The sequence below is a fragment of the Undibacterium sp. Di24W genome (assembly GCF_049340325.1).
Lineage (GTDB): Bacteria > Pseudomonadota > Gammaproteobacteria > Burkholderiales > Burkholderiaceae_D > Undibacterium.
In genome coordinates, this window is sequence record NZ_JBMPOP010000003.1 from 142,964 (window position 1) to 166,059 (window position 23,096).

General features: G+C 47.7%; 24 protein-coding genes. 1 reads left to right on the top strand and 23 read right to left on the bottom strand.

The window, feature by feature from the left end; translation table 11 throughout:
* Positions 1-98 precede the first annotated feature (98 nt).
* From ACO0KZ_RS06930 to ACO0KZ_RS06945, 4 genes are read right to left on the bottom strand one after another with little or no spacing between them, the layout of a single operon-like run.
* A complete protein-coding gene (locus ACO0KZ_RS06930; RefSeq protein WP_422994114.1) occupies positions 99-1,232 on the bottom strand; it encodes an ABC transporter permease in 1,134 nt (377 codons plus the stop codon).
* Entirely contained in the window at positions 1,229-2,182 is a 954-nt protein-coding gene (locus ACO0KZ_RS06935; protein WP_422994854.1) for an ABC transporter ATP-binding protein, read from the bottom strand. Before ACO0KZ_RS06935 ends, ACO0KZ_RS06930 begins: the two co-directional genes overlap by 4 nt.
* Positions 2,176-3,183 carry an HlyD family secretion protein gene (locus ACO0KZ_RS06940; protein ID WP_422994116.1) on the bottom strand — a complete coding sequence of 336 codons (1,008 nt, stop codon included), beginning with the start codon at positions 3,181-3,183 and terminating at the stop codon, positions 2,176-2,178. The genes ACO0KZ_RS06935 and ACO0KZ_RS06940 overlap by 7 nt, the downstream gene beginning before the upstream one ends.
* 24 nt (positions 3,184-3,207) lie before the next feature.
* Positions 3,208-3,873, bottom strand: coding sequence for a TetR/AcrR family transcriptional regulator (locus ACO0KZ_RS06945; protein WP_422994118.1), 666 nt, complete (start codon positions 3,871-3,873; stop codon positions 3,208-3,210).
* A gap of 369 nt (positions 3,874-4,242) precedes the next feature.
* Between ACO0KZ_RS06945 and ACO0KZ_RS06950 the strand changes: the two genes are divergently transcribed.
* Complete coding sequence (locus ACO0KZ_RS06950; RefSeq protein WP_422994120.1) at positions 4,243-5,886, top strand: methyl-accepting chemotaxis protein; 1,644 nt, start codon at positions 4,243-4,245, stop codon at positions 5,884-5,886.
* Positions 5,887-6,165: 279 nt separating this feature from the next.
* Here ACO0KZ_RS06950 and ACO0KZ_RS06955 read toward each other — a convergent pair whose 3' ends face one another.
* The 19 genes from ACO0KZ_RS06955 to ACO0KZ_RS07045 form a co-directional block, all read right to left on the bottom strand.
* Complete coding sequence (locus ACO0KZ_RS06955) at positions 6,166-7,788, bottom strand: S41 family peptidase (RefSeq protein ID WP_422994122.1); 1,623 nt, start codon at positions 7,786-7,788, stop codon at positions 6,166-6,168.
* 518 nt (positions 7,789-8,306) lie between these two features.
* Positions 8,307-9,014, bottom strand: a complete 708-nt coding sequence (locus ACO0KZ_RS06960; RefSeq protein ID WP_422994124.1) for a superoxide dismutase — start codon at positions 9,012-9,014, stop codon at positions 8,307-8,309.
* 223 nt (positions 9,015-9,237) lie between these two features.
* Positions 9,238-10,284: a serine hydrolase domain-containing protein gene (locus tag ACO0KZ_RS06965; protein WP_422994126.1), complete on the bottom strand. Its 1,047-nt coding sequence runs from the start codon at positions 10,282-10,284 to the stop codon at positions 9,238-9,240.
* Between the two features lie 157 nt (positions 10,285-10,441).
* On the bottom strand, positions 10,442-10,714 hold the full coding sequence (locus tag ACO0KZ_RS06970; protein ID WP_422994128.1) for a hypothetical protein: 273 nt from the start codon (positions 10,712-10,714) through the stop codon (positions 10,442-10,444).
* A 594-nt stretch (positions 10,715-11,308) separates the two neighbouring features.
* A complete protein-coding gene (locus ACO0KZ_RS06975; protein ID WP_422994130.1) occupies positions 11,309-11,875 on the bottom strand; it encodes a DUF7684 family protein in 567 nt (188 codons plus the stop codon).
* Between the two features lie 73 nt (positions 11,876-11,948).
* Positions 11,949-12,401: a hypothetical protein gene (locus ACO0KZ_RS06980; RefSeq protein WP_422994132.1), complete on the bottom strand. Its 453-nt coding sequence runs from the start codon at positions 12,399-12,401 to the stop codon at positions 11,949-11,951.
* A 229-nt stretch (positions 12,402-12,630) separates the two neighbouring features.
* Entirely contained in the window at positions 12,631-12,972 is a 342-nt protein-coding gene (locus tag ACO0KZ_RS06985) for a YciI family protein (RefSeq protein ID WP_422994134.1), read from the bottom strand.
* A gap of 63 nt (positions 12,973-13,035) precedes the next feature.
* Positions 13,036-13,554: a GNAT family N-acetyltransferase gene (locus ACO0KZ_RS06990; protein ID WP_422994136.1), complete on the bottom strand. Its 519-nt coding sequence runs from the start codon at positions 13,552-13,554 to the stop codon at positions 13,036-13,038.
* Positions 13,555-13,589: 35 nt separating this feature from the next.
* Positions 13,590-13,766: a hypothetical protein gene (locus tag ACO0KZ_RS06995; protein WP_422994138.1), complete on the bottom strand. Its 177-nt coding sequence runs from the start codon at positions 13,764-13,766 to the stop codon at positions 13,590-13,592.
* A 194-nt stretch (positions 13,767-13,960) separates the two neighbouring features.
* Complete coding sequence (locus ACO0KZ_RS07000; protein ID WP_422994140.1) at positions 13,961-14,815, bottom strand: TOBE domain-containing protein; 855 nt, start codon at positions 14,813-14,815, stop codon at positions 13,961-13,963.
* Positions 14,812-15,492: an ATP-binding cassette domain-containing protein gene (locus tag ACO0KZ_RS07005; RefSeq protein WP_422994142.1), complete on the bottom strand. Its 681-nt coding sequence runs from the start codon at positions 15,490-15,492 to the stop codon at positions 14,812-14,814. The genes ACO0KZ_RS07000 and ACO0KZ_RS07005 overlap by 4 nt, the downstream gene beginning before the upstream one ends.
* Positions 15,493-15,503: 11 nt before the next feature.
* Positions 15,504-16,184, bottom strand: a complete 681-nt coding sequence (modB, locus tag ACO0KZ_RS07010; RefSeq protein ID WP_422994144.1) for a molybdate ABC transporter permease subunit — start codon at positions 16,182-16,184, stop codon at positions 15,504-15,506.
* Positions 16,185-16,210: 26 nt separating this feature from the next.
* A complete protein-coding gene (gene modA, locus ACO0KZ_RS07015) occupies positions 16,211-16,969 on the bottom strand; it encodes a molybdate ABC transporter substrate-binding protein (RefSeq protein ID WP_422994146.1) in 759 nt (252 codons plus the stop codon).
* 297 nt (positions 16,970-17,266) lie between these two features.
* Positions 17,267-17,788 carry a YcnI family protein gene (locus tag ACO0KZ_RS07020; protein ID WP_422994148.1) on the bottom strand — a complete coding sequence of 174 codons (522 nt, stop codon included), beginning with the start codon at positions 17,786-17,788 and terminating at the stop codon, positions 17,267-17,269.
* On the bottom strand, positions 17,785-18,012 hold the full coding sequence (locus tag ACO0KZ_RS07025) for a hypothetical protein (RefSeq protein ID WP_422994150.1): 228 nt from the start codon (positions 18,010-18,012) through the stop codon (positions 17,785-17,787). The genes ACO0KZ_RS07020 and ACO0KZ_RS07025 overlap by 4 nt, the downstream gene beginning before the upstream one ends.
* 42 nt (positions 18,013-18,054) lie before the next feature.
* Positions 18,055-18,507 carry a copper chaperone PCu(A)C gene (locus ACO0KZ_RS07030; RefSeq protein ID WP_422994152.1) on the bottom strand — a complete coding sequence of 151 codons (453 nt, stop codon included), beginning with the start codon at positions 18,505-18,507 and terminating at the stop codon, positions 18,055-18,057.
* Positions 18,508-18,573: 66 nt separating this feature from the next.
* Positions 18,574-19,179, bottom strand: a complete 606-nt coding sequence (locus tag ACO0KZ_RS07035) for an SCO family protein (RefSeq protein ID WP_422994154.1) — start codon at positions 19,177-19,179, stop codon at positions 18,574-18,576.
* A 2-nt stretch (positions 19,180-19,181) separates the two neighbouring features.
* Positions 19,182-20,558, bottom strand: coding sequence for a PepSY-associated TM helix domain-containing protein (locus ACO0KZ_RS07040; protein ID WP_422994156.1), 1,377 nt, complete (start codon positions 20,556-20,558; stop codon positions 19,182-19,184).
* Positions 20,559-20,709: 151 nt separating this feature from the next.
* Positions 20,710-23,013 carry a TonB-dependent receptor gene (locus ACO0KZ_RS07045; protein ID WP_422994158.1) on the bottom strand — a complete coding sequence of 768 codons (2,304 nt, stop codon included), beginning with the start codon at positions 23,011-23,013 and terminating at the stop codon, positions 20,710-20,712.
* Between the last annotated feature and the right edge of the window lie 83 nt (positions 23,014-23,096).

The following is a 23,096-nucleotide window of genomic DNA, read 5'->3' on the forward strand; positions in this document are numbered from 1 at the left end:
CAGAATTCGATCTCGTGGCAGGGCTGCAACGCCCAGCAGAGGTCATCTGAAGAAATCATATCGTTGACTGCGCTAGGCTCAGCACCGAACCCCGATTTTTAATCCAAAGTCTGGCGATAACGCTTCAGCGCAATAAAACCCGCCACAAATAAAAATGCCAACATAGGCCAAAGTTCTTGTGTCAATTGAGTGATCGAATTACCTTTCAATAAAATACCGCGCACGATGCGTAAAAAATGCGTGAGAGGCAAGACTTCACCTATATATTGCGCCCATAGTGGCATGGCGCGAAATGGGAACATGAATCCCGATAAAAGTATCGACGGTAAGAAGAAAAAGAAAGTCATCTGCATCGCCTGCAATTGATTTTTGGCGATAGTGGAAAAGGTAAAGCCGACGGCGAGATTCGCCATGATGAAGATGCCGATCAAGGCTAATAGCAAAGGCAAACTACCGACCATAGGCACATCAAAAATCACAAAGGCAGCGCTCATGATGACGGTTAATTGGATATAGCCGATTAAGACATAGGGCAAAATTTTACCGACCATGACTTCAGCCGGACGCACTGGTGTCGCGAGTAAATTTTCCATGGTGCCGCGTTCACGTTCACGAGTCATGGCCAACGAAGTCAGCATCACCATCGTCATGGTGAGTATCGTGCCGATTAGACCGGGTACGATGTTGTAACGTGATAGACCTTCTGGGTTATAGCGCTTGTGGACTCGTACTTCGTACGCGGGAGCGGTATTTTGTAAATAGCGCAGTGGACCGACGAGGTCATTTCGCAGTGCTAGCGGTACGATCGCATTTAAAGCGGAAATGGCGTTGCCAGCTGCCGAAGGATCGGTCGCATCAGCCGAGAGCAAGATGCTGGGTTTTTCACCACGGATTAATTTTTGACTAAAATCAGGCGGGATCACGAGCATGAATTGCACCTTACCGTTTTCAACCAAGGCATCGGCTTCACGCTCACTAAAGCCCGCGTGATCAATCCGAAAGTAGCCAGTATTTTGCAAGGCAGCAGAAAAGCTGCGCGCCAATGGACCATGATCTAGATTGACTAAAGCAGTTGGCAGACCTTTCGGATCGGTGTTGATGGCATAGCCAAACATGATCAACTGCATGATGGGGATGCCAACCGCCATCGCAAAAGTAAGGCGGTCGCGCATCATCTGTTGAAATTCTTTGATGAAGACCGCCAGCATCCGCGCCAGTGAAAAGCGGTTCATGATTTCACCTTTGTATCAATTTTATCTAGTTTGAAATTGTCCGGCGCGGAGGCGATCATGCTGATAAACACATCTTCCAAATTCGCAGAGCTGGGCGTGATCGTCAATTTGTCATTGCGAACTTTGTCGAGCGCGGCGATGACTAAGTTTTCATCCAAACCGGCGACATGTACAGCATTACCAAAGGCAGCGACACTCAGCACGCCCGGCGAGGATTTTAAAGGCGTCAATAAAGCACCTAGCCCTTTACCTTGCAGGGTCCACACCTTCAGTCCGGAGTCAGCGATGATTTGAGCTTCGGTACCGCGCGCCAAAATTTTGCCGTAAGCGATGTACACCAGCTCATGGCAACGCTCCGCTTCATCCATGTAATGGGTTGAGACTAATACGGTGATGCCTTGTGCCGCGAGATCATGAATTTGATCCCAGAATTCACGGCGGGCACGTGGATCAACACCGGCAGTGGGTTCATCGAGTAAGAGCAAGCGAGGTTGGTGAATTAAGCAGGCAGCTAAGGCTAATCTTTGCTTCCAACCGCCTGAAAGTGATCCGGCTAGTTGCGATTGGCGGGCGCTTAATCCTAAACGTTCTAGGCAGGCATCAACAGCCTCTTTGCGCTGTGGTAGTTCAAATAGACGGGCAACAAAGTCGAGATTTTGGCGTATGGAGAGATCTTCATATAAGCCAAATTTTTGCGTCATGTAGCCGACTTGGCGTTTGATCTGTGCCGCATCTTTAAAAATGTCTAAACCCAAACAGGTGCCACTGCCAGCATCGGGTGTCAGCAAACCACATAGCATGCGGATGGTCGTTGTTTTGCCGCTGCCATTAGGTCCAAGAAACCCACAGATACTGCCTTGTGCTACCTGAATGTCGACTTGATCGACGACATGTCGACCATCATAGGATTTGCTCAGGCCAGCGACATCAATCGCCAACGGATTCACGATTTCTTCTCCACTTCGGTTTTGATCCGCGTCACATCAATAGGCTGTCCGGGATGTAGTGACGCTGACGTTGAATCAGGTTTGGCTTCGACCATAAATACCAATTTAGCGCGTTGTGCATTTGAGTAAATCACGGGTGGCGTGTATTCGGCTTGCGTAGAAATACGGGTGATGATGGCTTTGATACCTGTGCCACATTGATCGCAGGCGATTTGTACCATCTGACCTGCTTTGATAGTGGCAATTTCGCCTTCGGGTACGAAGAAGCGTAGTTTAATATTTGCCGGCGGTAACAGCGATAAGATAGGTTGACCTGCTGCGACCACTTCGCCCGGACGGAAAAACACTTCGGCGATTTGTCCTGCTACTGGGGCGTTTTGTGATTTCTGTGCACTACGCCAGTTGGCTTGGCGTAATGCTTGTTGTGCGGCGTCAGTGTTGGCTTGTGCTGCGTTGCGTTCATCGATTCTGGAAGGCAGTTTGGCGACGGCTAATGCTGCATTTAATTCTTTGATACGCGCTTGGGTGAGTTTGACATTGGTGAGCGCGTCGTCGAGTTTGGCTTTGGAGATGAAGCCTTGTGTCAGCAATTGCTGTTGACGCTGCAGATCATTCTGCGCGAGCGTTGCTTGCGCTTGCGCGTTAGCCAGTTGTGCTTGCGTGATTGCCAGTTCATCTTGACGCCGACCTTTGCTCGCGTTCTCGGCTTGTGCTTTGGCGACGATTAATTTGGCAGCGACTTCTTCACGACTTGCTTCTTCGGCTTCTTTATCTAGTTGGAATAAAAAAGCGTTTGCTTCAACTTGTTGTCCCGCTGCGACGCCAAGCTTGTCGATGCGACCGCCGATAGGGGCGGATAGATAGAGATATTCGCCCTCGACGTAACCTGACCAGCCAGGTGATGGTGTGGGCTGACAAGCAGTCAGGGGTAGGCAAATTAAGCAGCTTAGGCTGATTAGCTTAACTTTACTAAAAAGCAGCACTTTAGAACGGAATAGGGACATAGCGGACTCTCATTCTTAATTGATTTATTTGATCGAATTTTCGGGCGCATGGGTGATAGTGCTAGCGCTTTGTTTCAGAGCGAAAAGGGCACGATCGACACGCTCAGCGATGCCACGGTCGCTGAGTACGGTTTCCTTCATTTGTTCTTGAAAAAAATCGGGTGCAAAACCGAGTTGCATGACACGCGGCGCAATCAGCATAGGCGCGGCAATCGATCCCATTAAAAAGGTGAAGGCTTGCATGGGGGCGATATCTTGAAGTTCTTTATCTTGAATTGCCTGCAGGATCAGACTCAAAATCAACTGCATATGACGCGCACCATTTTTTTGTAAAAAATGATTCGCCGCGACATTGCCTCGACTAGCGTCTGCCCACACTCTACTCAGCCATCCACCGTGTTCACGTAGCAAACGTGCCAGCAATAGCATGGTCTGGCGTAGGCGTTGTAAGGCGGTGCCGGGATGTAGCGTTTCTGCCTGCAATTGTTGGAATAATTCTTCGTACATCGATTGCAGCAAGATCGCTAGAAAATTATCTTTGCTACGAAAGTGATAGTGAAACATGCCCATATTCACCTGCGCGTGTTCCGTTAGCGCGCGCAGTGATAGATCGCAGCAGCCGCAATGGGGAAACAGCGCGCGTCCACTTTGTAGCAAGGTTTGATCGATGTTTTGTGAGGGTCTGGCCATGGTGATTTTTTATTAGGCAAGTGACTAATAATGGCTAGTTTGCAAGCAAAAGACAGATTGGTCAAGCTCAGGCGTGAAATTTGCTTATGAATATAGATAGTATTTTTATGTGTAAATTGATCTGGCGCAGATGCTCTATAGCAGGCTGTCACTGTGCATAAGGAAACGAGCTAGACTAAACCTAGACTCTCGACAGATTCTTTTAGGTATTCTGCATCAAATGAAACCGTAGTTTGCTGAGGTATTTTTAATTTCTTGTTCATTCAAAATGTTGTAGCTGTTTAGTTTTTTTACGTCAGATAGTTCGTGAGAGCGAAGTAACTCAATGAGACGCTTGATAGTATTCACTTCTAAGTAAAGGACGAAAGTATGAAAATTGCAACGCGCTTAATTCTTCTGATTAGCAGTCTGGCGATGGTTTGTTTTATCGTCAGTGGCATAGGTTTATATGGTCTGGTTAAATCGAATGATGCGATTCTCACTATTTATGCCGACAGAACCGTCCCTGCAGTGGATATTGGCAAGATTCAGACTTTAGTGGTCAGTAATCGATTAGAAATAGCGATGGCATTGCTAGAGCAAAATCCCGAATCTGCGCGACATGCCGTGCAGCAGTTAGAATCGAATATAACCAATGTTAATAAGATTTGGGACGCTTATATGGCGACCTATCTGACGCCTGAAGAAGCAAAATTAGCGAGTGACTTTGCGACACGCAGGGCGCGTTATGTACAAGAAGGCCTACGTCCGACTATCACGGCGCTGCAGGCGGGAGATTTTGCTCAAGCACAATCGCTCATGTTAGAAAAAGTTAGTCCACTTATGTTGCCTGTGAAAGAAAAAGGCGACGATTTATTACAACTTCAGATGGATGTCGCCAAAGAGGAATTTGACGCTGCAATTGCGCGCTTTGAGCTAATACGCTTGACGGAAATCCTTGTGACAGTGTTGGGTTTGACGGGTGCTATTGTCTTTGGCTGGATGACAGTGCGCTATATCAGTCGTCAACTGGGTGGTGAGCCTATTGAGGTGGCGCGGATAGCACAAGCGATCGCACAAGGCGATTTAACGCAAGAAATTGCCCTGAAAAATGATGATCAATCAAGCCTACTGTTTAGCATGAAAGAAATGAACAGCAATCTGGCTAATGTCGTCAGTCAGGTACGCGGTGCCACCGATACCATAGCGACGTCTTCCAGTCAGATTGCAACGGGCAATATGGATCTTTCATCACGTACCGAAGAGCAAGCTAGCTCGTTGGAAGAAACCGCAGCTTCTTTAGAAGAGTTAACCAGTAATGTAAGGCAAAATGCAGACAATGCACGCGAAGCCAGCCAATTGGCGAGTTCTGCTTCCGAAGTTGCCGTCAAAAGCAGTAGCGTCGTAGCAGAAGTGGTCTCGACTATGGGCTCCATTAATGACTCGTCGAAACGTATTGTTGATATTATTTCTGTCATTGATGGTATTGCATTTCAAACCAATATTCTTGCTTTGAATGCAGCAGTCGAAGCGGCGCGCGCAGGGGAGCAAGGTAGAGGATTTGCGGTGGTCGCATCTGAAGTCCGCGGCCTCGCACAGCGTTCTGCCAGTGCGGCAAAGGAAATTAAGTCACTCATTGATCACTCAGTACAACAAGTCAATCTAGGTGCCAAATTGGTCGATGAAGCGGGCATCACCATGCATGAAGTAGTGAATAGTGTTCAACGTGTCGCTGACATCATTACCGATATTAGCAACGCCAGCCACGAGCAGTCTACTGGCATAGATCAAATTAATGTGGCAATTTCGAGTATGGACAATGTGACACAGCAAAACGCTGCATTAGTCGAAGAAGCTGCAGCTGCAGCTGCAGCGTTAGAAGATCAAGCCGAGCAATTGAGTGGTTTGGTTAACACCTTTAAACTTAATGATATAGCGTCTCTTAGCCCAGCTTCCAATCGACTCTCTATGACAGTTCGCAAAGCGCACATACCTGCGGCGAATTTGAGTCGCCCCTTGAAATTGATTGCGTAATCTCTGAATTTTGACGTGTAAAGTCATTCGTCCTTACACGTCAAATAACGAACTTATGTTTTGATGGGGTCAGTGAGTGCCGTGATCTTGCATTTTTTCTTCAAGTGAATCTCAGCCAAAAAATGTTCATGCTGAACCAATTGTTTAATATTTCTGAATGAAGATCATAAAATTGAGACGTGAGTATATTGTCGCGGCAAAACACAAGTCCCTTACTACGATTTTTTGGGAGGCTGATAACAAGACTGTCATCAGCCTAATCCTTAAAATCTTTAAGTCTTAAGGCTTGATTTGGGCAAGCGCTGCTTCTAAAACGGTATCACGATCTGCGCGAAAATCGGCGAGCTTAGGGCGCACCACGATATTTGGCTGGACGCCCACGCCGACGAAAGGTTTGCCATCAGCGTAGCTATCTTTTTTCGTACACACACGAGCACTACCACCCCCAGGTAAATCAAACATCAGTGGTTGTCCAGTGCTGCCTCCTGTGGCTTCTCCCATGATGGTGCCACGCTTCATAGTATCGAAGGCGACTGTGAAATCTTCAGCGGCAGAGTATGTTTGCGCCGAGGTCAATACGATGACTTGCCCCTTAAACTGTATGTTCGGATTGGGACTCTCGGAATAAGTGTCGAAGACAAAGTTGGTCTCTTGGCGCCCCCATGCGCGGTAACTTGGTTTGTAGTCGCGTGTTTCAGCACGACTTGTAGCAAAGTCTTTGTCTGTAAGGGTGGCGAGGACTTTATAGCCGACACTGCCATTGCCGCCGCCATTTTTTCTGACGTCAAAAATAATCGCTTTTGCTTTACTTATTTCGGCAAAATTTTTCATGTACTCCTGTGCAGCAGTGTCGTCTCCAAAGGAATTCAACGCGACATAGGCGATGTTCCCAGGTAAAAGCTTCCAGCTAAAGGCCGGCAGTTTGCCGAATGCTTGATTGCGTTGCCCAAAACTAACGCGTTCAATTTCCACAGACCAGGTTTTTCCTGCTGCATCCCGCAGTTCGATTTGTGGTTTATCCGCTTTGTTGCCAATCAAGAATTGGTAGATGAATACGCGTGACTCGAGATCTTGTGGTGTAGATGCGCTGGCATAAGGTGCAGTATTTTTAAACGCCCACTCTTTGACAGGTTCTTGATTGATGCGGGCAATTTCCACACCTGGCAATATGCCTTGCTTGCGTAAAGACTCGTCAACGACCTCGGTGATGATCACTTTGCCTTCGATTAGGCGAGTTCTAAATGGCGGTACAGTAAAATCAGTTGCATACAGGGGGTCTGGTGGGTATACACCGGTATGACCATCTTTCAGCATGGCGCCCATTTCCATCAAGATTTTGTAGTATTCGAGTGTATTCGTGGCAGCCTTGACACGCGGTAGGAACTTCGCATAGACCGCGTCCCAGTCCAGCTCTTTCAAAATATCGGTGTAAATGAAGTTGTATTTCACTTCAGACCATAATTTCGAGAGGCCAGCAATGCGTTGATCTTCACTTAATTGTTCTGCATAAGGGCTTTTCCAAACCTCTGAATTCCATAATTTTGCGTCGCGTTTAACTTGTGCTTGAATTCGATCAAGATATTTTGCCCATCGCGCATCAGCATGCAAAGCGTCTAAATCGCTATCTTTCTTGATGTGCTCGAGATTGAAATAGCCCGCTTTGAATGACTTTTCCAACCAAGCAAATGCAAGATCTGTTTTTCCTGCCAAGGCATAAGCACAAGCGGCGTTATAGGAAATATCGGAAATCCTTGGATCAATGGAATACGCTTTTTCATATTGTTCGGCGGCGCGCAGATAATCTTTTGCATGCAATGCGGCTTGGGCTTGGCTCGCGTATTGTTGCAATAGCTTGGTTTGCTCCTTTCTATCTGTGACGGTGTTGGCGGATGATTGTGCCAATGCGCTCGAAGGGAAAACTGTGCAAGCAAAAGCGATCGCGATTGAGCTTACTAAAACTGTTGATCTAATAAATGTCATAAGTCGAGTCTAAGTTATGCCGAAACCGGCGTAATGGTTAAAGGATCGATGTGAGAAGCATTTCACAACTGCAGATAGGAAATTTGATCTAACTATGCGAAGTATTTTATCTTAATTTAATAAGCATAAACGCAACTTTTTACATTGGCAAAATAAAGGGTGACGATTTCAAAATTCGACACTGCCTCGCACGCGATGTGATCAATGAAGTCAGAAAATTGTGCGCCGTTGGCAAAAGTCTCGAGCTCGCCTTCGAGCATGCAGCTTGATTGTTGGGTAAAAAGGTTAGAGTCAGATTCAGTGTTGGCGTCGGAAAAACTTCACCACGGTAATTCTCCTACGAGAGTGTTGAACTACACGAACCACTTCCAGAAAAAATCTTAATCCCTTGCTGAGTCCTCTGGAAGTGTTCGACTGATGTCCGAATTACCACTCCCAGATTACACGCCCAAATTACTTGCGGCGAATTCCCAGTTCAATAATTTGTCGATGACAGCGTTGACATAATCGGCGCGGCGATTTTGGTAGTCGATGTAGTAGGCATGCTCCCAAACGTCAATCGTGAGCAAAGGTTTCATGCCTTTGGTAAGTGGAGTGTCGGCATTGCCTGTCTTAATCACTTTGAGTTGATCTCCTTCGGCCACTAACCACGCCCATCCGCTACCGAACTGCGATGTGGCGGCGCTAGCAAGTTCTTTCTTGCATGCTTCAACACTACCGAAAGAGGCTTCGATCTTTTGTTTCAATGCATTTGGTGGCATGCCACCACCTTGCGGTTTGAGACTCTGCCAATAAAAACTATGGTTCCAGGCTTGTGCTGCGTTATTAAAGATCGCCACTTTGTCTGCTTGATTGGCACTCGCAGTAACGATTTTACTCAATGGCTGTTCGGCAAGTTCGCTACCTGCAATGAGTTTATTGAGATTGTCAAAATAGGCTTTGTGGTGTTTGCCATAATGAAAGCCGATGGTGTTGGCAGAAATCACGGGATCTAATGCATTGTCAGCGTAGGGCAATGCAGGTAATACCAAGGGTGTTGCGGCCATTACGAAATTGCTGAAACCACCAGTGCCAAGAGCCAATGCAGCGCTGGCGGAGGCGCCGAGAAATTGGCGGCGGGATAAGGTAGGGAATAGAGTAGCGTTCATAGTTTCTCTTCATTAGGATGTGGATAGGAAACGGCCACGTTAATGTAGATCAAAGGCAGGGAAACAACAATGCTTATTTGGGCAGTGAGTGCTGTAGAACAGCTTTGATTTGTTGCTGCCAATAGCCAAGGTTTTTTTGGGAAAGTCTCATGGGAACGTTGGATCTTGGACGGCCTAACAAAAACCAAACATACAAGGCCTTGTTAAGCTAAACAGAAACGCCTTAGATGTTTCTCAAAATTTTGATAATACGATTGTAGATAATTTCAGAGATCATCCAAGAGTTTCCGCCGCTTGTATTCACGAATTGAATGACGACCGTATCGATATCTTTGTGATAGCGCGCAATGCTGGAATAGCCGCCTAACAGGCCTGTATGTTCATACACATAGATAGAGGAAAAAATAGCTTGTTCGTCCGCATTGAGCAAAGAGCCATCGATCAAAGCTCGCAAGAAAATTCCGACATCTTCAGCAGTGGCGACCATAGAGCCGCCAGGGCTCACATAGTTTTGCGTTTTTAAGTCGCCGTCATAGCCTATGTAATAGCCGCTGGAAAGCGCGTCCATATTAACTTCTCTGAGTAAGCTATAAGTGTGCGTCAGCTTAAGCGGCTCAAGGATTTCTTTCTTGATGTAGTGATGATGGCTATACCCTAGTCGCTTATCAAGAATGCTGCCAATCAGCAAGTAATTGGTATTGGAGTAGGCGTATTTTTCGTTGGGTTTAAAGTCGGCCGGTTTATCAAGTGCGAATTGGAGAATCGCAATAGGTTTTGTAGGCAAATTCGTCCAAGGAAACTTGGGGTCGTCCACGAAATTAGGAATGCCGCTACGATGCTGTAGCATCATACGCAATGTGATTTGATTGGCGTTTTCAATTTTGCCGATCAGTTCGGGAAGATAATCCGCCAAAGTTTGGTCTAAGGATAATTGTTTTTGATTGACCAATTTTGCAGCAGCAGCGGCGATATACAGTTTGCTGAGGCTGGCAATCTTAAACAGCGAATGGGGATCGGCTGGGATTTTGTTTTCTTTGTTTTTCCAACCAGAGGCATAGAGTGCAGGGGCTTTTCCTTTTTTATCGACATAAACAATCACGCCATCGAGATCAAAATTCACCGCATCATTTATTTGCTCTTGAACTGATTTGGGTAAGGGCTTGAGGTAGGCATAGCCAGCGAGCCACGGTGTGAAGATGAAGATACAGAACACTGCAATGATAGCGACAAAAAGTTTCATCATTTGCCGGGTATTTTTTATGGTTTTCAAACACGGTCTCCATTCATGGGTTTGGCTGAACTGGACGATTCACTATTTTAGTACAGATCTTGGGTGGGTCTAATTGCTGGGTATTCTGGGTTGAGCTGATGCACAGTGCGGGTTGCAATCGGCCTACATGATTTGAACATCATTTTCGAGAATCACGTTAACCATCCCAAACCTCTTGCCGATTGTGACCACATTTGAGTTCGACATTTTGTTGTACAACCTTAAATGAATCGGCATCCTCACAATAGACCTGCGATGAATCGTCCCATTCCACCACATGAAACCAAGGCGTGCCATTCCTTCCATAAGCAAGAAGTTCCAACTGCTCGCCCGGCATCAGTGAGTAATCTTCTCCCCATGGTTCAATTACAATTACTAGAGGAATGTTACGTTGATTATTAAAACTAATTTTTGATCTATAAAAGGACATGTGAACTGATGGCTAACTGAGAGGTGGCGAGATCGCTTTCGAGGATGTACAAAGAAATGACTCTATTATTTGAGATTCCTTAGCGATCGTTTTGTTATGGCTCATTTGCTAATTATCGGGTTTTTTTCAATACGTACTACGCTAATCACTTTTGCGAGCCCGAAGCCACCTAATAATAGCGGCGATGCTTGAAACCTAGCCCTATATGTGTAACCGTTTTTATTTATATCGTGTGGATTTTCTGGCCAGAGTTTTGCATGATCACTCAGCGAAACATAAAGAATGGAATTTCCTTCAAGTCTGATTACTCTGTTTGAACAAATGCCCTCAAAAAAACCTCGATTAGTTAGGTCGAGCTCGACAAATTTGTAATGAATTTCACCATCGAGGATCTGCGCATCCTCTTTAGACGGAAGTCTATAAATCGTCCAGCTAATGCCAAACCAGAATAGTGGCGCGACAAGCGTAACAATAATTAGTAGGTTAACGATTCTTCGCATGCTGGATCCATAAGCCATAACGTAGAACTAACCGGCACTGCGCGGCTTTATGCGCGGTATCCAGCGACCGAATGGAGTGGGGTTGAACGCAGTGTTAGAGCGTGATGACTCGTACTCCACCGGCATGCTCTCCTGTAAGAGATAACGCAAACTCGATTACATTTTCCAGCGACTCTTGTGGGTGAGAAGTTGTAAGTATGAAACGAGGGTTTGAGCCGTCTCCGACTGCAATTTCATCAATTATGTCTTCAATCTTTGAGCAATCTTGTCCTGCAACTCCTATATAGGAAAGTCCTCCGGCGACAAGCCGTTCAACAATCGGATCAATTTTCGATTCGTATCCGTTTGTGCAATTTAGGACAATTTTGAGCGGTGGCAGGTTATCTTGGCCTGACACGCATTCTGCTTCATTTGGCTCTAAGGCAATCGAGTGCCCATGGCAAGTACCTTTCACAGAATTCATCCAAGATTTCCGAATCCAAGGCTGCCCGTAGTCGTCGACTTTTTCAATAACAAACAATTCACCAATCATTGATTTGACATCAGCAATTTCGTCCGTGGGCAACTCGTTGAACCAATTGCCGGACAACGACAGGAGGCGAATACGCGAACCAATGCCTAGCTCAACGCCATTGCAATCGGTAGGAATTCGTGCGGTCATGATTGGAAACTCCTAATGTCTGAGTTAAGCCGTGCCGCGAAGCTGCTTCGGCTTGAACGAGTTGTTATGCGGGCTAGATGGTGCCATTGGATACTAACTCTGAAAATGTGCGGGTCATAGGGTCGTAGACGGCACCCCAAAACTGGTCGCCGCCATCGCATGCGCCGACCGGCTTGCTTTGCCAAGAGTTATCATGTTTTTCCAGCGTGCCTGGAGCAAAGGCGTTGATGTACACGGAGCGCTTACCAGATTGCACGATGCCTACGTATTGCCTGTAAAAGAGGTTTGGATTTAAGCCAGGAATCTGGTGCGCAAGCTTTGGAAGATCAGTTTCAATTTGCGCTGCAAGTTCAGACGAAACAGTCCAGCCGTCGGACACTCCGGATGGACTTGATCGCGAACATTGCCTCAAGGTCTCATGTGCATAGTTGGCCGACAAGATGGTCACGCGCTGCGGTAGAGATGGTTTAGCCGCACCACAAGCAATAAACAACAATACGATAGTGATAAAGATAGATGAGCGCATAGCTTGTTTTAAAGTGAGAGTAATCGAAGTTAACACATTATTGGCTTTCCATCAATAAAGTTCCAAACCTAACGAAACCCGCGTAATGCGTTGCTATTTTTTGCTATACCTGTCCAAAAAAGGTGTAACAGCAGGAACCCAAATTATTTCTACCCTTTAACAAAGCTCAACTTCAGAAGTACTTGCAAAAGCCTTTCTTCAATCACTTGCAAACACTCCAAGCAAGCCACTAACTTTCAGGGTCGTACCCAAATTCACGCAGTTCCTGAGCGCAGCGGCAGGCTTGCGCGATCTTCGCCGCCCATTCGATGGCGGCTTCACGTGATGGCAGTTCCAGCACGCAAAAGCCGCCGTTGAACTCTTTCGTTTGCGGATAAGTGGCGTTGGTGCTTGTGCCGTCTGCGCTAACCATGAGTGGTGCGACTGCTTCATTGATGCCTCCGCCAAACACATACACACCAGCTCGCTTCGCTTCGCGTATCACCGCATGCGAGGCATCGCTGACCGCGATCCAGTCTTCTTGCGGAATGACCATTGCAGGGGCGGGAAAGGAAATGAGATATTTCGTCATGTTTGCGTTCTCCGATGTCGGCGGCTTAACTAGGGCGTCATAGCTACAATGAACTATAGATATTTATGTTTTATTGCCTAAGACTTTTTCATAGGCTTTTCGGGGCGCACCGTCATAAAATATTTCGCCGCAATAGACATAGTTGAGTTTCTTTACGATGTGCAGCATCGGTGCGTTATCGAAGTTGGTATCTATACGAATGCTGTCTACAGCTTTTTCAATGCATAGGGCTTCGACATGTTCAAACAGCCTAGTCGCGATTCCTTTTCCCTTTGCAGCACTAGCACGTGCAACGCGGTGAACTACCGCATAAGTTCCCGAGGTAAGCCACGCGCCCTCGATAACTAGGTAAGCGGGCTCAATGTCGAAAATGATGGCGGCATATGCAACGATGTCCTTGTCTTCAACGAGCACATACCCATGTCCAGCAGCGATGTCGGCGCGGATCGTTTCTTCGTTTGGATAGCCGTTCTGCCATTGTTTGCTACCGTCACGTCGTCTTTGCTCTATTGCATCTTGCACGATAGCCCAAGCAATGGGGAGCTCTGATTCTGTCGCAAGTCTTAGTGCTGAATTATTCAAAGGTTTATCCTTTCTTGTTTAGTATTTCAAGCGTATTAGATATTACGCAGAATTTTGTTAATACGATTATTGATAATGCCAGAGATCATCCACGAATTTTCGCCGCATGGGTCGATGAAGTGAATAATGACCGTGTTGTAATCCAGCTGCTTGCGCCCGATAGGTGAGTAGCAATCTAACCAACTGGTATAAGCGTACACACAAGTAGACAAAAAATAGCCTGTTGTCTAGAACAGGGTAGATGTGAGCTACACTTTAGTCATGCTCCATCTTTCGCATCGATGAATCTGGGTTTACTCCTTTTGCGTCCAAACTGTGTAAAGGTGAAAGAACGAAGTCAACATATTGCTGAGGAACCGACAACAATCTGCCAGACACTTGCAAAAAACTGAGCGACTAAATTCCCTCAAGCCGGCACTCCTAAAATCACAGCGGAAGCTTTAAACAAGCCCGTCACTTTTTGCCCTTTCTTCAAACCCATTTCTTCGCAACTTTCGTTAGTTATCACCGCAGATAACACTGCGCCGCCGGTGAGAGCGATGCTGATATCGGTGTTGACAGCGCCAGTTTGGATGCGCGTGATTTTACCGGTGAGGCGGTTGCGGGCGGAGAGTTTGGCTTCTTCGTTTGCGTCCATCAAGATCACCGATGAAGCGCTGACTAGCGCGAAGACTTCTGCGCCTATGCTGAGGGCTAGTTCTTCAGTGCTGTCGTGGGTGATGATGGCGATCAGGGTTTGTTTGCCTGCGATTTGGATTTCGATTTCATCGTTGACTGCACCCGTTTTGATATGGCTGACGATGCCGCGGTACTGGTTGCGTATGCTGGTTTTCATATTCATCTTTTTGATCAAGAGCATTTCGTCGGCCAAACCCGTGGAGAGTTGGTTGAGGCGTGCGATGTAGGCCAGGTGTTCGCGTTCTATGAGTTTAAAGTTGTCAACCAATTGTTGGCCACGCGAAGTGAGACGCGTACCGCCGCCACCCTTGCCGCCTGTTGCGCGTTCTAACAGCGGCTCGCCGGCGAGATTATTCATCTGCTCGATGGCGTCCCATGCGGCTTTGTAGCTCATGTGGATATTCTTGGCCGCTTGCGTGATTGAGCCGCATTCAGCCACGGCGGCGAGTAGGGCGATGCGTTGCGTGCCACCGAATTTTTCACCGTTCACTTGTAGCCAAACGTCCGCTTGCAGTTCGATGCTGGGCGCGCCTTCGCTTGTATTGGCGTCTACTTTTGCCCTTGAAGGTTTAGTTATGCTCATGATGCGCGATTTCTTCCCTGATGCAGATGTAATACTTCATCACCAAACTGTTCTACATCTTGCTCGTCGTGGCTGATCAACATCATTGGAATCGCAAGCATGCTTTGCAGTTGCGCTAACTCTTCGCGCATTCGTTGTTTGAGGCCGGTATCTAGCGCAGCGAAAGGCTCGTCTAAGAGCAGGGCTTTGGGCCGTGAGATTAGTGCGCGTGCTAGTGCTGTTCTTTGTTTTTGCCCACCTGAGAGTTGATGCGGATATTGCTGCGCCAAGCTAGTAAGTTCAAAGCGTTGCAGCCATAGTTCGACTTCGGCATTTTGAATTTTTTTCGACGGGTTACGCCATGATTTGTTGAGGCCAAAGGCGATGTTTTGTTGTACGTTGAGATGCGGGAACAAGGCATAGTCTTGCGCAACATAAGCGAAGGCGCGTTCTTGTGGTTTCACAAAGCAGGGCTGGGCGCTGTCGAATAGAGTTCGGCCACCAATGCGGATATGGCCGTGGTCTGGCGTCATGAGACCTGCGATGGCTTGTAGGCTGAGGCTCTTGCCCGAACCAGATTCGCCAAAGATGACGATGCGTTGCGCTTGGGTTTGCAAACGTACGTCGAGCACAAATTGGCCGTGACTGTGATGGTAGTTGTGGCCTAGGGTCTTGTGGAGATGTAGATCAAATTCCATATTATCTCTTCTTAGCGATGACCAAGATGTGCTATGCGGCCAGGTGCTAATTTGCCCGATGCCAGCAAGATCACGATACAAACGATAGACGCCATCAAAACCATGGTGTTAGCCAAGGCATCGTCTCCCGCTTGCACGGCTTCGTAAATCGCAATCGACAGCGTCTGCGTTTTACCGGGGATGCTGCCAGCGACCATGAGCGTTGCGCCAAATTCACCGAGTGCGCGAGCAAAGCCGAGCAAAACACCTGCCAAAATACCGCGCCACGCCAGTGGCAAAGTCACGCGGAAGAAGATGGCCGTTTCCGATAAGCCCATGGTGCGCGCCACTTCTTCGAGTTGGCTATCAACACCTTCAAAGGCAGCACGTGCTGGCTTGATGACCAATGGTAGTGCGACGATAGCGGCGGCGATAGTGGCGGCTTGCCAGGTAAAAATAAGATTGATGCCAAAGTGTTGGTATAGCCATGCACCAAACCAACTTTTTTTGCCGAGCAAAACTAATAAGTAGTAGCCCAGCACGGTCGGCGGCATCACCATCGGTAAAGTTAAGAGGGTGGCGAGGATATCTCGCCCCCAAAAACTTTGCCGCGCCATCCAAAAACCTAAACCTATGCCCAGCGCCAAATTAATCAAAGTTGCGAGGCCTGCGACTTTGAGTGAGAGGAAGAGGGCGGTCCAGGCGATGTCCATGTTGGTAGATAGTTTATTGAATGGAATTACGGTTTCTGAAAACCATATTTATTGAAAATAACTTGCGCAGCGGGCGAGGCGAGAAACTGCACGAAGCGTTTGGCCTCAACCTGATTGCTACTATCTTTGGTGACCGCGACTGGGTAGGTAATGACTTTGTCGACTTTGATCCGCGCTGCGACTTTGACTTTATCGAGCACGATCGCTGCGTCGGTTGCATACACAAAACCCGCTTCGACTTCATCGCGCGCCACGTAGTCGAGTGCTTGACGTACGTTTAAAGTATTGATCAGTTTGCCTTCAATGCTGGGCAAGACGCGCGCTGCTTGCAAGGCAGCTTGCGCATAACGACCGACGGGCACACTGGCTGGGTTGCCGATGGCAATGCGTTTAACGGCTGCTTGTCGCAAGTCTTCGAGGCGTTCAATTTTGATGGTAGCGTTAATTGGTTGAATCAACACCAAGCTATTGCGCACGAAGTCTTTTCTTTCTTTGACCAAGATAAGGTCTTGCTTCTCAGCGGCGTCCATGGTTTCTTGATCGGCTGTCGCCAATACATCGACCGGGGCGCCTTTAGCGAGTTGTTGCAGCAGGGTGCCAGAGGCAGCGAAATTGAGCTGAACCTTGGCGTCTGGGTATTGAGTTTGATAACTCTGAGCGATGTCTTTGAAGGCGTTGGTGAGGCTGGAGGCGGCAGAGACATTAAGATCGCCAGCGAAGGTGGAAGTCGATGTGCCGACAAATAGAGCCAGCATTAGAAAGTGGCGTAACGATGTTTTCAGCATGATTTGATCCGCTTGGCTCGGAAATGAGTGGACTTAAAAGCGTAATATACACTTGTATATTACGCTTTGCTATTGCAAGTGCTGAAAACTTGATTTGGGATAGCTTTTGTGGGGGATTTTCGCGCGGGTGTGGCAATCGGAACAGAAACCCATCCCCACTCTAGCCCTTCCCTTGGAGGGGAGGGAATTTACAGATGTCTGTGATGGGGCGGGAATCGCTTGTGACTCCTTCCCCTTTAAGGGGAAGCTTGGGATCGGTTTAGGTCGACAGGACGTTGACCTAAATAACTGATTGACTTAATGGTGCGGCGCTTCAGAATCTGGCGCAATCACCTCGAGCATCGGTGCTGGTGCCTTTAGAGCTTTGCCACTTTGACCTTCCGCAGGAATCTCGATCCAATCGAGCCGGCCTTTTTCGCACAACTGTGTGACTTTGAAATAAAGTTTTCCGACCGCATTGCTGAGTTTGACTTGTATCGAGAATTCATCATAGTAAGCATCGGGTAATTGACCTTCGCTCCAAACGACCTCCCTGACATCTTGAGTGATGGTCTTGCCGTGTGATTGGTAAGGCTTACTCAAAGCTAGGCTTTGTGTGTCAATCTTCCAGCCAGGTTTGAGCATAGGTTTTGCGCCTGTGGCCGCTTCTGGTAGGCTGATTTTGACGGTGTGGGTGGTGCTGCCTTCGCAGCCGTGACCGATTTTAAATGTTAACTTGTGATAGCTGCCGGCTTTCGCCTTGGCTTGTTCTAGCGTGACATGAGCCTGTGCTGCGTTTGCGCATGCGAATAAAAACAGAGGTAATAGAAGCTTTTTCATGTTACTGCCTGTATCAATTTGCTTGCTTGTTGGCTGGTGGAATTAGCTTGGCGTGCAGTGCTGGTTTGATCAACCGACTTTAATTCGATGGCCGGTGCTGGCGGCGTTCTCTTTATGGCTTGGTTCAAATAGAAAATATAACCATGCCAGATAGCCAAGGCGGTAATCGCCGCCACATTGAAACAACGTAATGCTTGAAAAAACATCGATAAATTGAACTTCATATTACCTCCGTATTGCGGGTGAATCTTCGACGAAATCGTGATTTACATTTTATGTGCAGCGGCGTTCATCGCCTTGCCCACTGCTTTGACTTCGATCGTTTGGGTCTTCTTGTCTTTGCCTTCGACCGTCAAGGTCAGCGGGATAACATCGCCTTCTTTCACTTGGACGGTCAAGCCTAAAAGCATCACGTGATAGCTGCCTGGTTTTAATTCCACGCTCTTACCAGCAGGCAGATCTAGGCTCATGATCTGACGCATTTTCATGACGTCCTTATCCATTTCCATGGTGTGAATTTCGACATTTTTGGCGGCAGGGGAGCTTGCGGAAATTATCTTTACATCTTGGGTTGCGGTTAGTTGCATGAAGGCGCCAGTGGCTTTTTGTTGCGGCACAGTGGTACGTACCCAAGGATCTTTAACTGCGACTTGGGAAAAGGCGGCTGCGCTGAGGCTCAAACTGAGTGCGGCGAAAAGTGGGGAGATGAATTGTTTCATGGTTTTTCCTTTTGGTTGGTGGAACTATTTGCAATCATAAGATACGAAAAAATGTTGGATGTGCGTCTAGCTTGCTTGTCTCATCAGCTGGCGGATATCGGCGGCAAATTGGTCTGCGTTATGTTCGTGTCGCATTGCTAATCTGATTTTGCCTTTGGTATCGAACAGATAGCTTAAAGTGGAGTGATCCATCGTATAGCTACTTCCGGTAGCGACTTTAGCATAGAAGACTTTAAACTCCTCGGCAACTTGTTTTGTCTGTTCGGCGTTGCCGCGCAGGCCGAGAAAACTGGGGTCAAAGTTTTGGGTATACGCGCGCATCAAGTCTGCTGTGTCGCGTTCTGGATCGATGCTGATAAAGATCACTTGTAACTGTTCACCGTCTTTACCGAGTTTTTGTTTAACTTCAGCTGCACGTGCCAGCGCCGTTGGACAGATATCAGGACATTGTGTAAAGCCAAAAAAAACCAATACATAACGCCCTTTAAACTCTGCGAGTTGTCGCTGTTTTCCATCGCTGTCATTTAGTTTGAAATCACGACAATAGTCTGCACCGGTAATGTCGATACTATTGAAATTGAGAGTATTCTTTTGGCAGGCCGTTAAGCTGAGCGCCAGCGCACTAAGCAGAAAGGCCCGACGATTTTGTGCTTGAGGTATGGTATGAGTCATGATTATTTGGGCTGAGTAGTCGATTTAATTTGCTTGAACATCAGCACAGCTTCAACACAAATGAAAATAAATAGGCTTACGCCCAACACAGGTAAGGCAAAGCCCAAGGCGATTAGCAATAGCCAGATCCACCAAGGAATCGCTAAAGCGTGCGTAGTGCTGACAGCTGGTGCAGATACACTACCTGCTTTGCGTCTCTGCAACCACATCGCATAGCCAGAGATGACGGCGAAGATGACTGATAGCCCGACAAGTATCAGCAAGACTTGATTCCACCAGCCAAATTCACCACGGTGGAAGGGAATACCGACCGCAGTGGCTTGCGCCAGGAGTGGTAAATTTCCCCAGCCAGATTGATACAACACAGCTCCCGTGTAGGCATCGAGTACCAGTTGGAAGCGTTTTTCAGGTTGGCTGCGATCATAATTTTCTATACGCCAAACGCCTTGTTCAGACTTTGGTGGTGTGAGCTGCATTTGCACTGATGGTGCCAGTTGACGTGCTTTGACGTAGACCACTTGTGCACTCAAGGCGGGTAGATTGGGCAGCAAAGAGGATTTTAATTCCTTAGGTGGCTTTGGTGAACTTTGTCCCAATGTACTTTGCATAGTACGGAAATTTTCACCCGCGTATTTGGACCAAGTAATGCCGGTGAGCATAATCACCAAAGTCACGATGCTGAGAATGAGGCTGATCATACTGTGCAGATAGCGCCAGTTGGCGCGACGGTTTTGGGTACTATTCCAACGCAAAATACTAGACCAGTTAGATTTGCCGCGAGGCCACCACAAATAGATGCCAGTCATGAGCATGATGATCATCCAGCTGGCACCCAGTTCTATGATCCAACGCCAGTTATCACCTTGTAGCATCGTGGAGTGTAATTTGCGTGCCCACTCCCTAAATCGACCATCTTCTGCAATGCTACCTTGCACTTTTAGCGTGCCGGGATTGATGTAAGCAATGAAGGGAGTCGTTTGGGTACTAGCCTCTGCGTGATGTTGGTGCTCAGCGGATGGGGCGACTGTCATGCTGTTTTTTTCAGCCTGTCCAGCCTGAACACTACGCTTTTTCTTGTCGCCAAATATGATTTGTGTTGTCTGCGTATCGGTATAGGCGGGAATAACAGCCCGTATAGGCTCACCAGGAAATTGCGCACGTGCCGCAGCGATTTGTTCATCCAAGCTTTTTGCAGGCGCAATCGCATCGACGGTATCAAGCTGTGCGTGACGCCAGGCTTCGACTTGTGGCGTGAACACATACAGTAATCCGCTAATCGCTGCGAACAGGACGATAGGCGCGGTGATTAGCCCTGCCCAAAAATGCAGTCGCCAAAATACGCGTTGTAAGAGAGCGCTACGGTTAGTTTGATTTTGCATAGATGCTTCAAATAGAAAACGCAACTGAGTCAAAGTAAGTAGCCTATCTGGGCACGATTAACGCTGCGCGGATAGGCATTTTTTTAGGGCTTACATCAATTGCTAGAGTGCGAAGTCCGCGCCCTAACTTTTGTTGTATGCCTTCATCCGATTAGTAATCAAACTTCAGTTCCGCCACTACACTACGTTGCGTGTAGGGATGGAAGGCCCAATATTTTTTGTTATTGAGATTGTTCACGCCAACAGCTGCTGTCCATTGCTTGTCGAGTTTATAGCGCACGCGCAGATCGGCGACGAGGAAGCTAGAAAACCCTAAGTAAGTGAAGGCATTTACGTCGCTATTATCGAGGGAGCCGTATTGACGACCGCTATAACGGATGCCCAAGGTCGTAGACAATTGCTCGGTCGCGCGATAGCTCGCTACAACATTGGCGCGCCATTTTGGAACGCGTGGCTGCCATTTTCCAACGCTGGCTTGGAACTTATCGTTTTTCACAATAATGGAGTCTGCGAATGTCACACTAGAGCTAATGTCCAAACCAGGTGTAAACACGTCGCTTGCTTGGTACGCGATTTCCAAACCATTGGTGCGGATCTTGTCGACGTTTTGAATATTCGTGATATTCGGTGTCACCAAAGTATTGGTTTGTGAGTACAAGGCATCGCTGGTATCTTCGTGGAAGAAGGTCGTGCGCAACAAGCCTTTTCCATTATCCAATGATTGCTCGGCACTCCATTCGCTAGTCCATGATTTCTCTGCTTTGAGATTAGGATCATTGTTGACGATGGTTTGCGTTGATACCGTTCCTTGATACAGCTCAGATACGGTCGGATTGCGCACGGCTCGGCCGATTGAGGCTTTCAAGGTCAAATCGTCAGTTGCGCGGAATGCGACCGCTGCTTTAGGTGAGAAGTAGTTCTCATCACGTTTGACGAATGGCAAAGTGGTGGTCGCATTTGAGAGCGCGCCATCATGTGCAGACCATCGTTCGAAGCGGCCACCGATGATGGTTTTCCATATTGAATTGATACGCCAAGCATCTTGCACGTAGAAGCTAGAAAGTTCGGAATTACCTTGGAATGCCGAGAAGCGAGTCGTCGCTGCGCCATTGATCCAATCAGTCGTGTTCGACACCAAAGTACGCAGTTTGTAGGCTTCACGTTGATAGCCAAATTCAGCTGTGTGTTCGGTGTTTGGACGCCAAATGCCTTTTAAGGCCAAAGTATTCCAACCTGTGCCGCTACCGTCAGTGATACGACCTGCGCCGCCAGTATCGGCCGCAGGAATGGCAACCGTTGGTGCGCGGGCGATGTCTTTTTGGTAGTCGTAGATACTGCCTGCGATTTCCCAATCAAATTCACCTTTGGTATTGCTCTTCACGCTCAAACCGTGCGTTACATGTTGCAAATCATTTTTGCTGTTTGCGATGTCGGTTGGACTAATGGTGAATTTACGGCCAGCGATATTGACGTCGCCGCTATAGACGGCAGCGCCGCTCGCATCGCGCAAGTAGCTGTCGGCCGTGCTATTCATGTCGTTACGCCATACGCCATAGGTGTAGCTCGCACGCACGGTCGGCGTGATTTCATAGGCTAATTTGATCTTGGCATGGTCTTGAATCGTGTGGTACTGGGCGGTTGCGCCGATCAGCCACCAATCTAAACCTTGTGGATTGCGACCAGCAAGTGCACCCGTGACTGGCTTGCCTGCCGTACTAACGGTGCCGGCTGAGAGTAATTTGTTGGTGAAAACCAGAGGATGACCCTCGCTATCCATACGATTGACATTGACCCACCAAGAAAATGCACCTTGCTTGTTGCCGAGGCTGGCACTTAATTGATGACCGCTGTAACGCTTATCGGTTGCAACCTCTTGAAAATTTTCTGTAAAGCCAGCGAGCTTGACATGGCCTTCAAATTTTTCTGGCATGCGCGTCACGTAGTCGACCACTGCACCAACAGAGTTACCCGCGTAAGCCGCAGAAAAAGGGCCGTACAACACGTCTACACGTTGAATTTCTTCTGGCGTCACCAAGCCCCAACGAGGGGTAAAACCAGCGCCATTGCCGAGTAAATTAGAGATTAAAATACCGTCCGCGTAGACCATAGACCGTGCGCTATTGCCTGTGCCAGATGCACGTGTCGCCAAGACAGCGTGGTTGTAATCGCCATCGTAACGCTTACGTACCAAAAGGCTAGGTAAGTATTTCAAAGCATCTTCAGCGTCAAGCGCGTTGATCGTCGTTTCAATTGCTTTTGCGTTGATACCTTCGATCGTGGTGGGGATCTCGGTTGGCAAAGTGGTTGGTTTTTCACCTTTAATGATGACGCGCTCAGCTTTGGCTTTTTGGACGTCTTGATCATTGTCTTTATCGTTCGCAAAGACAGGGAAGGCGGCGGACAAAGCGAGGACTAAAGCGGTGTGGCGGAGAATAGTAGGTGTAGAAGATTTCATTGTGTTCTCATTGCAATCGAGAGCCGAGCGTGTTTTTTTCGCTGCGATTTTCATCGGGCGGACCATACAGGTCGCGATGAAGT